Source organism: Prochlorococcus marinus XMU1411 (assembly GCF_017696075.1).
In the GTDB taxonomy this organism is placed as follows: domain Bacteria; phylum Cyanobacteriota; class Cyanobacteriia; order PCC-6307; family Cyanobiaceae; genus Prochlorococcus_A; species Prochlorococcus_A marinus_V.
Map to the genome: position 1 here is coordinate 13,209 of NZ_JAAORI010000004.1, position 14,492 is coordinate 27,700.

A 14,492-nucleotide genomic window follows, 5' to 3' on the forward strand; every position below is an offset into this window, starting at 1 on the left:
TTATGAAGTTATCTAGCCTTCAACAATATAGTGTCGTTACCGCAAACTATTGGGCATTTACTCTTACTGACGGTGCATTGAGAATACTAGTTGTTGGTCATTTTCATGAACTTGGTTATTCAACTCTGCAAATTGCTTTACTTTTTCTTTTCTATGAATTTTTTGGAATAATTACAAATCTTTTTGGAGGATGGATAGGGGCAAGATATGGGTTGAGACTTACTTTATGGATAGGAACGATTCTGCAAATTCTTGCTCTTTTCATGCTGATTCCAGTCAAAGAGAATTGGTCAATAATCTTTAGCGTCTCATACGTTATGTTAGCCCAAGCACTTAGTGGGGTAGCAAAAGATTTAAATAAAATGAGTGCAAAAAGTGCCGTTAAATCAATAGTTCCAGATTCAGAAGAGAATAATCAAAATAGTCAAAAACAATTATTTAAGTGGGTTTCAATTTTAACAGGATCTAAAAATGCACTTAAGGGTGTTGGTTTCTTCCTAGGGGGTCTCTTATACAAGCTATTGGGCTTTAATAATGCAGTTGGAATAATGGGTTTAGGTCTATGCTTCGCATTCTTTTTAACTTTATGTCTTCCTAAAGATTCAGGGAAAATGAAAAGAAAGCCAATTTTTAAAGACCTTTATTCAAAGTCTAAAGGTATTAATATTCTTTCAAGTGCAAGGTTTTTCTTATTTGGTGCAAGAGATGTCTGGTTTGTAGTAGCTCTTCCAGTATTTTTAGACATTTCTTTTGGATGGGATTATTTAGAAATAGGGCTGTTCTTGGGTGGATGGATAATAATCTATGGTTTCTTTCAAGTATTAGCTCCATTACTAAGAAAAGTATGGGGGAAAAATAATAGCCCAACAAAAACTACCGTTCAATTTTGGGGACTTATCTTGACGGTTATTCCTTTATTTATTGCAGGAGCATTAAACGGTGATAAATCATTAGGTCCTGTAATTGTTATTGGATTAATAATATTCGGCTTTATTTTTGCAATGAATTCATCTACTCATTCCTACTTGATTTTGGCTTATTCAGATAATGAGAAAGTAAGTTTAAATGTTGGTTATTACTATATGGCTAATGCAGCAGGAAGATTATTTGGAACCCTACTATCGGGCTTATTATTTATGCTCGGTAAAAATGCCACTATTGGTATGCAGTATTGTTTATATACTTCATCTATTTTGATTTTTATTGCTTGGCTTACTAGTTCTAAACTACCTTCCTATTCTTCCAACAGCTTCAATTGATTTTTTTAAAATTTCACCTTTCAAGGGAACGAAACCCAAGGCAGGAGCTTTATCTTGGTATTCATCGCTGAGCAATTTATAGAATGTATCTTGAATTGCCTTAGTATTCCTTCCATTGCCTGTTTCATAAGCAAGTATCCAAGTTAAGGTTGCTATTGGATAAGCTCCTTTAGCAATGGGGTTTGGATTTTTACCAGCCAAGTTCTTATCAAGAGTTATTCCATTTAAAGCTATCGCGCCTGATTCAGTATTAGGGGTAACGAATTCACCAGATAGGTTTTGAAGTGCAGCAGCTTTAACATTGCCTTTAATATATGACTGGTTTACATAACCGATTGCGCCAGGAGTGTTTTGAATAACACCTGCAACACCAGAATTCCCTTTTGCTCCAACTCCCGAAGGCCATTTAACAGATTTACCAGTACCTAGATTCCAGGTTTTAGAGAAAGCCTCCATAGAATTTGTAAAAGCTTTAGTCGTGCCTGAGCCATCAGAACGATGGGCCCAAGTTAATTTACCTGACTTACATCCTAATTCCTTCCAATTTTTAATCATTCCCATTGCTACTTGAACAGCTTGTTCTTGTGTTAGTTTCAAGTCGCAATCGTAGTTATATCCAAACGCAATTGTTCCACCTACCATCGGTATTTGAACAAGTCCTCTAGTAACTTTTTTTATATCAGAATCTTTCATTGGATCGTCAGAGGCTCCAAAATTAACAGTTTCATCTATGAAAGCTTTTCTTCCAGATCCAGAACCTACTGCTTGATAATTAACTCTAGGGCCTCCAGATTTAGCTAAGTCAAAAAACCACCTAGTATAAATCTTCGAAGGGAATGATGCACCAGCACCACTCAATCTTTTTGAAGCAATCGCAGATGGAGAAAGCATTAATGAAATTGCAGAAGATAAAATGAGAGTTTTTTTGAAAATACTCATTAGCCACTTAGATTGAAGACAATTTATTTATAGCATCAAACAAAAAGCGAAATACAAAGATTAAGAAATACATCAAAATATTTTGATATAATCAATAATTATTGATATATACGACCTGTTCGCTCTTTTTAAACGCTTATTACTTGCATAAAAAAGAGGGTTTTATCCCTCTATGTTCGATCGACTGTCAATCAATGATATTTTACAGCTCCTAAAGCACTAGGTCTTTGTTTAGCGATTATTTAGCGATTAATTGTATATCTAAGGATAATTTTGTATAACTTTGGCCTATTTTTAAGACTCGTAATTTTGTAGATATAGCAACTAACAAGCTATAGCCTGACTTGTTTATTTAACCCACTGTCTCAAATTGGAGGGCGGGTGCTTTGGGAGCACTAGGTCGCAGGTTCGTATCCTGTCGCCCCGACCATTTAAAAACCAATTCATACAAAAGATTTTTTTCGAGACTCTCTTTTCATTGCCAACTATAAGAAATATAAGAATTAGCAATTATATAGCGATTATTTGCTACACCTTGCATAACCTTGCCACCTCAATCGCTTTTAATCAAAACTATTTAGTAATGAAAAAAAGGTACTTCCTCTACTTGTTTTGGAGAATAATGACATATACCAAACTGCATACATTCCATTTGGTCATCACTTAATTTTCTTTCAAATGAAATCGCATAAATAAAAGAATTAAAAGCATTTTGGAACTTATGTTTAATAGGATTTCCGCAAGCCATAATTAACCTCCTTTGATCTAGTAGTTATTTAGTATCACTTACTTTTAAAATCAAGAGTCCAAATACTTAAGAAAAAAAACCAATTAATCTATTTTTTATATTTCACTTTTCTAATAAAGAGTATTTTTGCTCTAGGAAATTTAAATCATTGCATCTAATTTAGTTCCACTGATTGAGGTTTAACTTCATGAGTACTTACAAAACAAAATACTTCAAAAATACCAAGAAGATCGATAACACTCTTTGGTTAGACAAATTAATTAATCAACTCGAGAAAAAAACAAAAGGAGTTTAATTATGAATACTTTCAGGAATAAACAATTCAAAAACGAATTAGATCCTAAGTATGCGTTTTATGATTGTCTCCGTAGTTGCGAACTTAAAAGTTCTTCTGAAAAAACTTTAGAAGAATGTGTAGACAGTTGTGATTGGGAATCCTTGTCAGATGATTTAGATTCCCAAAAATAAGAATTTAAACTCTATTCAATATTGATTATTTCGTTATAGAGTTTTTTTATAAATTTAAGGAGGGTAATCTTATGACCAACCTTGCTATAGAGCTACTTGTATTAACTGTGGTTTTAATAAATTTCGGAGCAATTCTCACAGCTAATATTTATTCAAAATCATTAGAAGAAAATAAACGCAATAGATTATTTTGCGGAAAATCTTTGAGTAACCCTTATTGCATTATTTGATAAAAATTACTCCCTTGTAGCACTAGGTTTCAGCTCAGGAATTATTTAGCGATTATTTGCATATCTATGCCATGCATTGCTGAATATATGGAGGAGTTAGAGGGGAATAATTGCTTTAACTAACAAATAGAAATTAAAATAATTATTTTGTATCCATTAAATTCATCATCGAAGAGATTAAGTATTTAAGTATTTGAACTTCTTATTAAAAGTGTTTTCAAATTTTAATTTGTTAAGAAATTACAGTTGTAAATTTCAAGTTAATATATAATTTCAAAAAATTTAAATCTTAAAAAAGTGAAAAAAATAATCTTTCCACTCTTAGCTTTTATTGCATTACCCACATCTATTCAAGCAAATATTGATCCTAAAGTTGCTGAGATTTGCATGAAAGCCGCTGACTTTAAAGGTTGCGTTGAAAGTATGTCTGGTCCAACAAATAAAAATAGTTCTCCGGTAAGTTCTAAATATGATGAGGCCTTAATTTTCTTTGAAGCAGGTGACACGTCCTCTGCAATGAAAAAGATTAATTCTTTTATTAAAGATAATAATTCATCCAAAGAAGCTTATTTAGCTAGAGGAATCATTTATAGCTACGACTTGATGGAGAATGAAAAGGCCATGGAAGATTTTAATAAAGCTATCGAAATAGATGATCAATATGCCATAGCTTATGCTCTTAGAGCAGATCACTTGTACTGGGAATTAGGGAACGCCTCACAAGCAAAAAAAGATATTGAGAAAGCCTATAAATTATCTCCGCAAGATACCTATGTGAATCTCGCGAGAGGGAATATACTTCTTGATTATGCTTACGTATTAATAGATAAAAATAAAAATGATTTAGCTATTAGCAATGCAAAAAGTTCAATAACAAGTTTTGAAAAAGTAATTTCAGATAAAAACCCTGAAAAGAATTTAATAATAAAAAGATTGTTCCCCTTAGGTGTTACATATGAAGCTCACTCCTATCTAGGCGATGCAAATTTTGACATTTTATATATCGCTTACAAAAATAATGGTGACCGAAATGGTGCTAAGAAATATTTAAAAGATTCGATAAATCATTACACAAATGCAATCGCTATTGCTCCAAGCCAAGAAGAATCTGAAAAATACGAAATCGAAAGGGATTTTGATATGATCACACTTGCAGAACTTCATTTGTATAGAGGTAATGCCTACAGTTGGATAACAAAAGATTGGAAAAAAGCATGTAAAGATTGGAAAGTTTCCAGAAAGCTAGGAAACGAAGAAGCCGGCGTAAATGCAAGACAATGGAGATGCTAAATAAATTTTTCGAAGTGGACAAATAGTTGAAAAATATTGCTTGATTTTTCTAATTAAACTGGGCAGAACTAAGAAAGAATTCAGACATAGCCTGGAACCACTAGTTCTTGCAATATGTGCTTAAGTGCTTTAGGAGCACTAGGTCGCAGGTTCGAATCCTGTCGACCCGACTCTAATAATCAAAATCTAACTCTTAATCCTATTGTTCCATTTGAATAGTTTCCATTATTTATTATGACTGTTGAGTTATTAACAGTAGCAAAGGTAAGTTCTGGTATTACAATTGTTTGACCCTTGAAAAAAACTTCTACTTGATCGGATGTTTTATAACTTACACCATAACCAATCCCGTAAGAGGATCCCGAATCAGAAGCACCATCAAAGTCAACATTAGTAGCTCCTAAAGACGCTCCAATAAATGGACTCCATTGTTTGTCTTCTCTAAAATCGTAATAAACCGAACCCATAATAGAATCGATTGTCGAATCAGCTTTAACAGTGTATCCAAGCCATGAAGTCTTATCGGATTGTCCTCTAACCCAGGTCCCTTCGACACGAACTTTACCAAAATCATATCCATAGCCTAAATCCAGACCTAAGCCCGTTTCAAATTCAATATCGGAACTTACTCCTGATACATCAATATCTCCTATTTGACTACCACCGATACTTCCTGTTAAGTATGACCCTTTAGTTGAATATTCATTCGCATATATTGGAGCACTTAATAAAGATAATCCAGTGAAAGTAGCTGAAATTAACTTTTTTAATTTTTTCATAATCAAATTTAATTATTTTGCCAATACTTATACAATGGATTTACAAGAAATTATCTTACATGTCAGTATTTAAAGATAGAACAACTCGCTTTATACAATGTTAATAATAAATTGAACACAAAAAAAGTTACACCCAAAAGTTATATTCTCCAAAATATTTGGCATAACTTTAGAAGAAAGTTTGGTATTTGGTTATGCCAGACTTATGGCGCAACTATCAAGGGATTTCTGTCGATCCTTTTTTTGTCTAAATATTGAAGTGTTTGCATAATTTCCTAACTCTGTTAATTTTAGTGGACTTGAATAAGTTCAAATGCAAGATCAAAGAATTGAAAAGATAGCATCTGTTGCAGTAAACATAACTAAGGTGCTGGTAATAACTTATCTAGGCTTCGTAGAAGTATTTAAAATTGGCAAATTACTTAAAGAGAAGTTAGATGGTGAATTTGATATTTCTAGAAAATGGGCTTCACAAGCTTATTTGATTCTAAAAAAACGAGAAGCGGAACGAAAAGTAGCGGGAGTTTAAAAATTTTTGCTATAAATTAATTGAGGCCAAACCTCATCAGCACACTCTGCGTTTGCTGCAAGACATAGATTGATTCAATATAGTTGCGAGTCAATTTAATAACCCTTTCAGTAGTTGGAATTTCTGGGAGGGTTTCTTGTTTAATACCCAATTAATAATTAAATTTTTTATTTAATTTATTTATATTTAGCCCAATGAACAGCAACTATATAATTAGCAAAGACTATTAGTAAGAAACTATAGTAAGTTTAATCATTTTTAAATAGTGTTATTTGCTAAAAATAATAACCTTTAAATAAATAACTAGGATAGGTACTTTACCTAATATTTTTCGTTAGCTGTAGAAGGAATCAATTTATTATAAGTATTAATTAGCTTCTTCTTACCCAATCAGGAGACCCACTAAACCAATCAGCAATATCATCATTTTTAGGATCAAAATGACTTTCAGTTTCTAAACCATCAAGTCCAAGTGATTGGATCAGTCCATTTATTCCATCTGAATTTTGTTTCCCATATCTTCTTAAGCTGTTAGCTTTCTTTAACCATGTCCATATAGTTGAATTATGTTTTGCAAACTTTTCCACATAAATCCTTTCCTCCAATGAGACTGGCTCATCTATTGAAATCCTCTTAACGATATCCTTAATTTTTAAACGAGTCTTGTTTGTTAGAAACATAATCATAAAAGAAGTTAATGTTTTATAGAAGTTTTTTTTATGAATGTCTTGTCAATCTTTATTTCAAGAAAAAGTTTGTTTTAGGGTGTTTTCGTACGCAAAAATATTCATTTCAAAATACACAAACTTATTTGGTAATATCTGCTACTTAAGATGATTTGAATAACTTATGCACAATCAATAAATATATAAGGTTCTCTAAAAAATTTATTATTTTTTAAAGATTCAAGAAAATCAACTTTTCTTGGTTTACTTAACAGGCCTTACTTATAACAACTTTTATAAAAAGTGGACAAATATTGCTTGAATTATCAGGATAAATTTCGGACAAAAGATGCTTAGTTGAAAGGCGAAGTGTTATTAGTAGGAGCTATTAGAAGGATTTCAAAAACTATCCCAGTTAAGGCAATTGGTAAAACCCAAATACCAATAAATCTATGATCAAAAAATCTTAAATGATCTTCACCACTAAAAACACTTCGTAAAGAAGTAAATAAGGTTTCTGGTTGCTTATAAGATGGCCCATTTTTAGAAGGAGAATATGGCTTAACAAAGGCGGAAGAAGCAGAAAACTTTACAATTTTTCTTAAAAAATAAATAGGTAAAACCCATATAGCAACAAATCTTCCACCAAGCCACTGTCTTGCATTAGGCAGTGCATACTCTTTGATAGATTTATTCTCTGGCATTCCAGATTCTAAATTCTTATAAATTTTTTCTAATGTAGAATCATTACTTGATTTATTGATCATTTGTTTTTAAGAAAAAATTAACCTTAAAATAAAAATATTCCTAACTACTAAAATAACTAAAACGTAGTTAAGAATATTTTCGTTGGCTAGGTTCATAAAGACGGAATCTATACCGTTGCAGATTCGCCAAATATCTACATATTATTTATAAATAAAAAACTCTTTTTTAAAAAGTAAATAATATACATAAGAAGGAATAATATTTAATAATTTAGGGTTGAAATTAAAAATTTAATTTAATATTCATTGCTATTAAAAAATATTTAAACCTCATTTTCTAAGATTGCGAAAAAGAAAATGAGGTCAAAGGGAGGTTCTCATTACGAACCGCTTTATCAAAGCTAGCGGTTAGTAGATTGCCCTAATATCTACTTATATATTTATATAATGAGTTTCAAAAAACAGGAAGATTAATTTTATACAATTAAGTGTTTAATATTTATGTGATTATTGTTTATGAAAAGCTAATTAATGAGCTTACTATGGTCATTGAAAGATAAAAAAATGCATAAATAGAAACTGCAAAAAATAAATACTGTTCTATGGGAATCATGGCAAGGTATTAAATTAAGAGTAAGAAAAATTTGATTATTATTTTGTCTTTTTTACTTAATTAAATGATTTGATCATTAACTTATATTTAAAGAAAAACCCTAAATAACATTGATTCTAATCATTAGTAACATCAAGAAATGATTAATTGATTTACTTAAAGTATATTTTTTGAATTGCGATATTTAAGATATTTTTTTGATGTAAATTTTAGTTTATTAGAAAAAAATATGGAAACCTTTAGATTTTTACTTTTTGGTTTTGCAGGAGTTAGTGTAGTTTTTTGGGTAGCCATAATCGCTTTATGGCATGCATACATGTTTCCAAGATTCTTCAATGAGGATAAAGGTCTAAATTCAGTAATTAATGAAGAAATTAGTTATCCCAAAAAACCAATCTTAGGTAGTTTAGTTAAGAGCAATAATTTCAAAAATAGAGATAAATATTCAATGAAAAGTTTTGTTATTGCTGACTTTTCATCTGCAAGTAATAATTTCAAACTAAATAAACTCTACACAACAGTAATGATTGGAGTTACTTTTGCAAGCTTTATTTTTCTCACTTATGGATTAAGCAGTTCAATAACAACAGTAAGTTAAATGGAATCTATATATGTAATTGTTTTTATCACTTGCTTCGCTTATTTAATTTTTGACTCATTCAAAAATATAAATATTAAATAGATTGCTAATGTTTTTTGCCAGCTAATAAAATTTTTCTTCTTATATAAAAGAATACTAATGTAGTTGTTATCATTACGGGTGGATGAAATGATATTGAATTTAGATATTCGAAGTAATTAAATGATTCCAAAATTTTTGATCGTAATTTCCTAAAACTATATTTCATCTCTCAAATTTTTATTGATTTAAATAGATCAACATCTTGTATAAAATGCTATTTAAATTTTTCTCAACTATGATTTTGCGTACAAACTGCGCACAAATATTACTTTATTTGTCACGATAACCCTCTCAGAACCAAGCAAAAAATTTGATATAGATTGAAAACCTAGTGCGGCACTTTGCCTATTAAGTACTTTGGGAACACCAGGTCGAAGGTTCTAATCCTGTCGCCCCAAACAGTTATAGCAGCAAGTCTCAACTAAAACAAAATTTATCCTAAAAAGTGCCCAAGCATATTTCTAAATATCCCCTTAATAGAAAATAAAGTTATGAATTTTTTTTCAATTACAATCAGTAACTAAATTTAGTATTGATTGAAAAACCTAATTCAGGGCTTACCTGATTGGTTTCTCTAACAAAAAAAACTGGAATAATTTTTAATTTATCTGAAATATTTATCTCACTCCAACCCTCGTAACCAATTTTTTCCTCTGAATTATATGTACCAACTGCAATACCAATTTTTTTGTTCTGGAGACCTTGTTGTAATGCAAAAACCCAATTTTTTATTGTTTTACCTGAATCCATATCCTTGTATTCAATAGATGCACTTATTGAAGGAAAGTTCTTTGGTTTATAGAAAGTTGCAATACCATAAGCCTCAAAATCATTATTCAGATTAGTTGTGATGGTTCCCCCAAAAGTTTTCTTTATTAATCCAATTTGATTAATAAAGTGTATTGATTCATTGTCAATTTGAGAGCTATCTGAAGCAATTTTAAAAGAGGCATTTAATCCATTCTTTTTCCTATTAGATATCCCAATACCTGGACCAATTCCAGATGATGTTGTGAAATTACTTCCATCTAAAATTGCAATCCTTTCATTGTAAGCAGTAGATTTTCCTGCTAAACCATGGTAACCAAACATCTTAGGTCCAATTATTACTTCAAATTCATCATCCAACTGAAATCTATACAAAAGGGTTGAGATTTTAAGGTTATCCCCTTTTTTACTTTGTAAATCAAGCATCAAGGGGCTATCTAATGCATTCCCTGATTCAAAAACCGTCAATAAATTATCTGTTCCTTTGAAACTAGTATTTAATCTAATTTTATTCTCATACGTAAAGTGTAAAGACTCACTTGAAGTGGACTCCGATAGTGCTCCTAAAGTAAAAAATAAACTACCTTTAACATTTGTAGTGGGGAAATATTTTTTTTCTAATTTATCTTTCAAATTTATTTTTTCATCAACTTTTTTCGATGATCCGTAGGCATCTAAAAAGAAAAACTGAAAGACAAAAAAAATAAATACTGATAAATTCTTCTTTTTAATCACTGGTAAAATCCATAACGATAAAGGGGTTTGCAAAAGTCAATATTTACTAGCTTAAATAATGAAAAAATAATTAGCTTGATTTTTTGTTCAAGAAATTGAAAAGATTCCAAATTTAAATCAAAATGTGAAGATAACAGTGCCCAAAAAGTGCCCAAAGCTGTGAAAATAATTTTATTTTTTTTAATAATCTTTCTCTAAAACTATTGAAAAAGATTAAGTCTTTAAAAATCAATATAAATTGCGGGCGCTTTGAAAGCACTAGATCACAAGTTCGAATCCTGTCGCCCCGACCTCTTATGGCAGTAAGTCACAGCTAATACATAATTCGCGCAAAACCCACGCAAAGCACATTTTTATAGTCTGATGCCAAACAAAAATATTCTTTCTTCATTTATATATAATTTATAAATGGAAGAATTAATAGAATTTACTAAAGAGCTTTTGCATAATCAACCAAATACAGTGTTTGGTGTATGTGTAGTAACATTAGTTTTATTGGTAATTTATATAAAATTACTCGATATATATCAGTAGTATTTTTAATCTTTTGGGCTCTTTTAACAGAGAAAAAAATATTTATAATTTTAATTTCAAAAATTAATTAACTTGTGAATCCCATTTTCTGTTCTGCTGCCATTAATGAACCAACAAGCTTATGCTCTACAACTTTTTCATCGTCAGTCATAACTGGCTTGATGTCAAAATCTATATCAAACTTAACTTTCCAGGGAGCAAAGTGTTCAGTCATTTTTATGCTTGCTGAAGCTTGGACAATAATATAAACATTATTTGAATAAGAGGCATGATACCTTCCCAAAACCTTGAATCCTTCAAACTCATCATTCAAAGTTCCATCTTCAATAACCTTTAAAAAAAGATCGTACGCAGCACCCATTAGAGCAACATTTTTAAAAGTTGCAGTAACTAAATAAGTATTCATTTGATTAATAAATCTATAAATCTTTATAGGACATCGCATTTAAAATTGAGTTAAGAATCTTGAAATGAATACTTCTGCTGAAGGAATTATTTTAGATTAACTGTCAATCAATATCAAACTACATCATGTTTTGGCAATCAAAATTAGTTTTTTACTTTGCTGCCTTATGCAATAGTCCAACAGCTTCTTCTCTTCCAGTAGCTTGTAGCTCCTGAAGCTGTTCGATAAAAAGAAGCTCTTTTTATTATTCGAAACAGGAGAAGATTAAACCTCCCAATCTATCTCGTAATCGTCATTAATATCTTTTTCATAACCCCTTGCAAGTTCTCTTAGTAAGGTTTTTACTTCCATATCTGTAGCACCAGATTAAGCTTGGAACATGGTAAAAATTGTCTTAAGTTGGTCATAAGCTTGTTCTAGCAGTATTGTTTTTTGATCTGGATTTGCCATTTAATTAATCACAACAACTATCCTTTGTTAATGAAGCAGTCCAAGATGATTCCTCCATTGTTGATAAGTCAACTCTATGAGTTGCCATCCATTCAGCATTGGCTTCCACAAACTTTTGAACATTCCCTTCTGGAGCTTGATGAATTACAATTATTTTTTGAGGATCTTCCTTGCTTACTCCTCTGAAAAGTGGCTTTATATTAAATTCTGAATGCCTTTTATCTGCTTCTGTACTATCAAATATTGCAGTCCATTCATCGAAAGTGCTTTCAATTTTAAAAGTAAATACGGAGGTAACTGAACAAGACATAAAAAAGGAAGTAAGTTTATCCTTATTTTAGATCGACTGTCAATCAATATAAATTTTAATTCTCATCAACTACTTTTCCACCATATTCTCTTGCTATTACATCTAAACACCTAAGAATATCTTTGTTTTTTAATAGATCTGTTTGCTCTAAATAATTAAGAAGAGTTCTTATTTGTTCAATAGTATTTTCTTCTAATTCCTTCATTAATTTCTTTCTATTAACTCTATCTTATATCCATCAGGATCTTCTGCGAACGCTAAGAATATTTATCTTGTTGCATTAGTTTTTTTCTTTAGTCTTTCATATTCAACGTGTAGAACACCTAAACGCCAAGCATCTTTCAATCCTTTTACACCTCCCATGAGTAACTTTGCATCAGCAAGAGAATGTGACTTCATGTTCAAGAAATCTTTTTGCCAAGATTTATCATTCCATTTATTAGTCATTCAACCAGCTCAAGTTTATAAACTATATCTTTACAGTTATTCGCTTTATCCCATTCCCTAGCCCATTCAGTATCTAAAATCTCTGTAAATTCTTCCAAGCTTGAAACTGTATAAAAGGAATGAGACTTGTGATCATTGATTTTTACTAATTCATAATCAATTACAATTCCATCTCCTTGTTCTTTTACCCACTGCTTAACAGTCTCTTCATAATATTGAAAAGAGCAATCAAAGGTACAAATGATAAATAACTTTTCCATAAATAAAGAGTGTTTTATCCTTTCGATTTTAGATCTACCTTCAAATTAAATCTCACGAAAAACTCACGCAAAAAATAATTTTGCATAAATTTAATTTTATTAAAATAGCAAGCTTTCACTTCATTTTTAATAACTTGCAAAACTATTCCAATCATTAATAGCATCATTAGCAGCTTCAATATGTTCAGAAGCTTGATCATTCATTTCATCAACGAAATCCTCAATACACTGTTTAAAATTATCTACATCATATCGATCACTCTTATCCCATGGTTCTGAACAACTATGAGATGGAGAAAAATAATCTGCCCTAAGAGATGGTAATAAAAATAACCATAATAAAAGGAACAATAAATACTGTGGATATTTAAAGCTCATAAACAAAACATCTGAAGATATTACTTAAATCTAGCAAAATTCAATTCATCTAAAACTAAGCAAAAAATTAGATATAATTTTGCCCTAGATGACTAAGTAGTTCCTAGGCAATAGTCAGAAAAAGATAAAATATATTGTTTATGAAATACTTTTTTAACCTAATTACCCTTTTTAGTTTTTAAGATATAACAAAACCAAATTTTTATAAAAATGATTGAAAAAAAAGAAGACAATATTCGAAGCGAAAGCTATTACCCAGATAGTAATTATTATCTTGATCAGGACAATAATCCTAAAGAGACTCCACTTTCAGAAGATCAATTTTCTAATAAGACCAAATTTGAATGGCCAAATAGCTATTGGTTTATCGCAGAAAGAACAAATGGAAGGCTCGCAATGATAGGCTTCATGGCTGTCATTATTAATTACACCTTATTTGGATGGATAGCATATCCAATCCTTTAAATTGGTAATCCAAATTTTGACAAAAATGTTTTAGACAACTCTGGAACGCATTGGTTTCAATATTCTGTGTTTGTTTGAACTGCATTTGCTATTTATTTTGTTTGGGCATTTTTCAATGATGTTAATTTTCATCATTTCGCTGTAAAAATATTCAATTTCTGGAATTGCAAAGGATATAACCCTTTAAATTATTGTGTGATACGTTGGAAAGTAAACTTCTATCCTTAAAAATAACTCCTAAAAATACTGGTCTTTTTCCAACCTTCCTCTAGTAATCGTTTATATTCTTTCCTTGCTGCTTCGATAGTTTCAACTCTACTTCCTTTCATAACTGGTTTACTACTTTTCTTATAAACACATCCATAACTAATCATCATTGCATTAATAGATGGTGTAGGTCTGGAAACATCTTCAAATGGTTCAAAGACTTTAATTCTGCTTCTATTTTTATTTATAAGAGTAAATTTCTTCATTACTTGCCTTTAGATAAAAGATAATTTAGAAAAATACCTCCAGAAACTATTAAACCGCCCATAGCTATAAATCCAAGTAAATCAATTATTGATTTATCAGTATTTATTTTTAGAAAAGTTAAGATAAAAGTTATTAGAGGGAGTAATAATATTGTTTTTGGTATTAGTGCTTGATTCCATTTCTTTATATTAGTATCTTCTTCATTTAGTTCTCGATACATATTTTCTAACTTTTTTCTTTCTTCTTCCATTAAACAAGAAATAATCAAATAATTGCTTAAATATTAAAGATTAAGCTTCACCTTTGCGAGTTAATAGTCATTCAAATAATTCAAGTTTATAAAAAATAACATTAGA

The 14,492-nt window shown here is 30.4% G+C and carries 21 protein-coding genes; 7 read left to right on the plus strand and 14 right to left on the minus strand.

Annotation, left to right across the window (positions count from 1 at the left end; genetic code table 11):
* Positions 1-2 precede the first annotated feature (2 nt).
* On the plus strand, positions 3-1,259 hold the full coding sequence (gene arsJ / locus HA145_RS06115; protein ID WP_209128335.1) for an organoarsenical effux MFS transporter ArsJ: 1,257 nt from the start codon (positions 3-5) through the stop codon (positions 1,257-1,259).
* Here the strand turns inward: arsJ and pstS are convergent.
* Both pstS and HA145_RS06125 read right to left on the minus strand, forming a co-directional pair.
* Entirely contained in the window at positions 1,227-2,198 is a 972-nt protein-coding gene (gene pstS, locus HA145_RS06120) for a phosphate ABC transporter substrate-binding protein PstS (RefSeq protein WP_209128336.1), read from the minus strand. The genes arsJ and pstS overlap by 33 nt on opposite strands.
* 577 nt (positions 2,199-2,775) lie before the next feature.
* Complete coding sequence (locus tag HA145_RS06125; protein WP_209128337.1) at positions 2,776-2,946, minus strand: hypothetical protein; 171 nt, start codon at positions 2,944-2,946, stop codon at positions 2,776-2,778.
* 297 nt (positions 2,947-3,243) lie between these two features.
* On the opposite strand from HA145_RS06125, the gene HA145_RS06130 reads away from it, so the two are divergent.
* From HA145_RS06130 to HA145_RS06140, 3 genes are all read left to right on the plus strand, one after another.
* Positions 3,244-3,414: a hypothetical protein gene (locus HA145_RS06130; RefSeq protein ID WP_209128338.1), complete on the plus strand. Its 171-nt coding sequence runs from the start codon at positions 3,244-3,246 to the stop codon at positions 3,412-3,414.
* Positions 3,415-3,485: 71 nt separating this feature from the next.
* Positions 3,486-3,644, plus strand: coding sequence for a hypothetical protein (locus tag HA145_RS06135; RefSeq protein WP_209128339.1), 159 nt, complete (start codon positions 3,486-3,488; stop codon positions 3,642-3,644).
* 297 nt (positions 3,645-3,941) lie between these two features.
* Entirely contained in the window at positions 3,942-4,934 is a 993-nt protein-coding gene (locus HA145_RS06140) for a hypothetical protein (RefSeq protein WP_209128340.1), read from the plus strand.
* Between the two features lie 179 nt (positions 4,935-5,113).
* On the opposite strand, the gene HA145_RS06145 is transcribed toward HA145_RS06140, so the two are convergent.
* Positions 5,114-5,713: an outer membrane beta-barrel protein gene (locus HA145_RS06145; protein WP_209128341.1), complete on the minus strand. Its 600-nt coding sequence runs from the start codon at positions 5,711-5,713 to the stop codon at positions 5,114-5,116.
* A 313-nt stretch (positions 5,714-6,026) separates the two neighbouring features.
* Between HA145_RS06145 and HA145_RS06150 the strand changes: the two genes are divergently transcribed.
* The gene (locus HA145_RS06150; protein WP_209128342.1) at positions 6,027-6,242 is read left to right on the plus strand and encodes a hypothetical protein; all 216 of its coding nucleotides are present in this window, start codon (positions 6,027-6,029) and stop codon (positions 6,240-6,242) included.
* Between the two features lie 371 nt (positions 6,243-6,613).
* On the opposite strand, the gene HA145_RS06155 is transcribed toward HA145_RS06150, so the two are convergent.
* Positions 6,614-6,922, minus strand: coding sequence for a hypothetical protein (locus tag HA145_RS06155; protein ID WP_209106613.1), 309 nt, complete (start codon positions 6,920-6,922; stop codon positions 6,614-6,616).
* Positions 6,923-7,260: 338 nt separating this feature from the next.
* Positions 7,261-7,674, minus strand: a complete 414-nt coding sequence (locus HA145_RS06160; protein ID WP_209128343.1) for a hypothetical protein — start codon at positions 7,672-7,674, stop codon at positions 7,261-7,263.
* A 782-nt stretch (positions 7,675-8,456) separates the two neighbouring features.
* On the opposite strand from HA145_RS06160, the gene HA145_RS06165 reads away from it, so the two are divergent.
* Positions 8,457-8,825, plus strand: a complete 369-nt coding sequence (locus HA145_RS06165; protein WP_209128344.1) for a hypothetical protein — start codon at positions 8,457-8,459, stop codon at positions 8,823-8,825.
* 597 nt (positions 8,826-9,422) lie between these two features.
* On the opposite strand, the gene HA145_RS06170 is transcribed toward HA145_RS06165, so the two are convergent.
* From HA145_RS06170 to HA145_RS06200, 7 genes are all read right to left on the minus strand, one after another.
* A complete protein-coding gene (locus HA145_RS06170; RefSeq protein ID WP_209128345.1) occupies positions 9,423-10,445 on the minus strand; it encodes a hypothetical protein in 1,023 nt (340 codons plus the stop codon).
* 568 nt (positions 10,446-11,013) lie between these two features.
* Positions 11,014-11,352 (minus strand): DUF3303 domain-containing protein, encoded by a 339-nt coding sequence (locus HA145_RS06175; protein WP_209128346.1) that lies wholly within the window; start codon positions 11,350-11,352, stop codon positions 11,014-11,016.
* 454 nt (positions 11,353-11,806) lie between these two features.
* On the minus strand, positions 11,807-12,112 hold the full coding sequence (locus HA145_RS06180; RefSeq protein WP_209128347.1) for a DUF3764 family protein: 306 nt from the start codon (positions 12,110-12,112) through the stop codon (positions 11,807-11,809).
* Between the two features lie 55 nt (positions 12,113-12,167).
* A complete protein-coding gene (locus HA145_RS06185) occupies positions 12,168-12,317 on the minus strand; it encodes a hypothetical protein (RefSeq protein WP_209128348.1) in 150 nt (49 codons plus the stop codon).
* Positions 12,318-12,379: 62 nt separating this feature from the next.
* Positions 12,380-12,559, minus strand: a complete 180-nt coding sequence (locus HA145_RS06190) for a hypothetical protein (RefSeq protein WP_209128349.1) — start codon at positions 12,557-12,559, stop codon at positions 12,380-12,382.
* Positions 12,556-12,819: a hypothetical protein gene (locus tag HA145_RS06195; protein ID WP_209128350.1), complete on the minus strand. Its 264-nt coding sequence runs from the start codon at positions 12,817-12,819 to the stop codon at positions 12,556-12,558. Before HA145_RS06195 ends, HA145_RS06190 begins: the two co-directional genes overlap by 4 nt.
* 126 nt (positions 12,820-12,945) lie before the next feature.
* Complete coding sequence (locus HA145_RS06200) at positions 12,946-13,170, minus strand: hypothetical protein (RefSeq protein WP_209128351.1); 225 nt, start codon at positions 13,168-13,170, stop codon at positions 12,946-12,948.
* A gap of 237 nt (positions 13,171-13,407) precedes the next feature.
* Between HA145_RS06200 and HA145_RS06205 the strand changes: the two genes are divergently transcribed.
* Positions 13,408-13,662, plus strand: coding sequence for a high light inducible protein (locus HA145_RS06205; protein WP_209128352.1), 255 nt, complete (start codon positions 13,408-13,410; stop codon positions 13,660-13,662).
* A gap of 224 nt (positions 13,663-13,886) precedes the next feature.
* Here the strand turns inward: HA145_RS06205 and HA145_RS06210 are convergent, their stop codons facing one another.
* A complete protein-coding gene (locus HA145_RS06210; protein WP_209128353.1) occupies positions 13,887-14,135 on the minus strand; it encodes a DUF1651 domain-containing protein in 249 nt (82 codons plus the stop codon).
* Complete coding sequence (locus tag HA145_RS06215) at positions 14,135-14,386, minus strand: hypothetical protein (RefSeq protein ID WP_209128354.1); 252 nt, start codon at positions 14,384-14,386, stop codon at positions 14,135-14,137. The genes HA145_RS06210 and HA145_RS06215 overlap by 1 nt, the downstream gene beginning before the upstream one ends.
* Between the last annotated feature and the right edge of the window lie 106 nt (positions 14,387-14,492).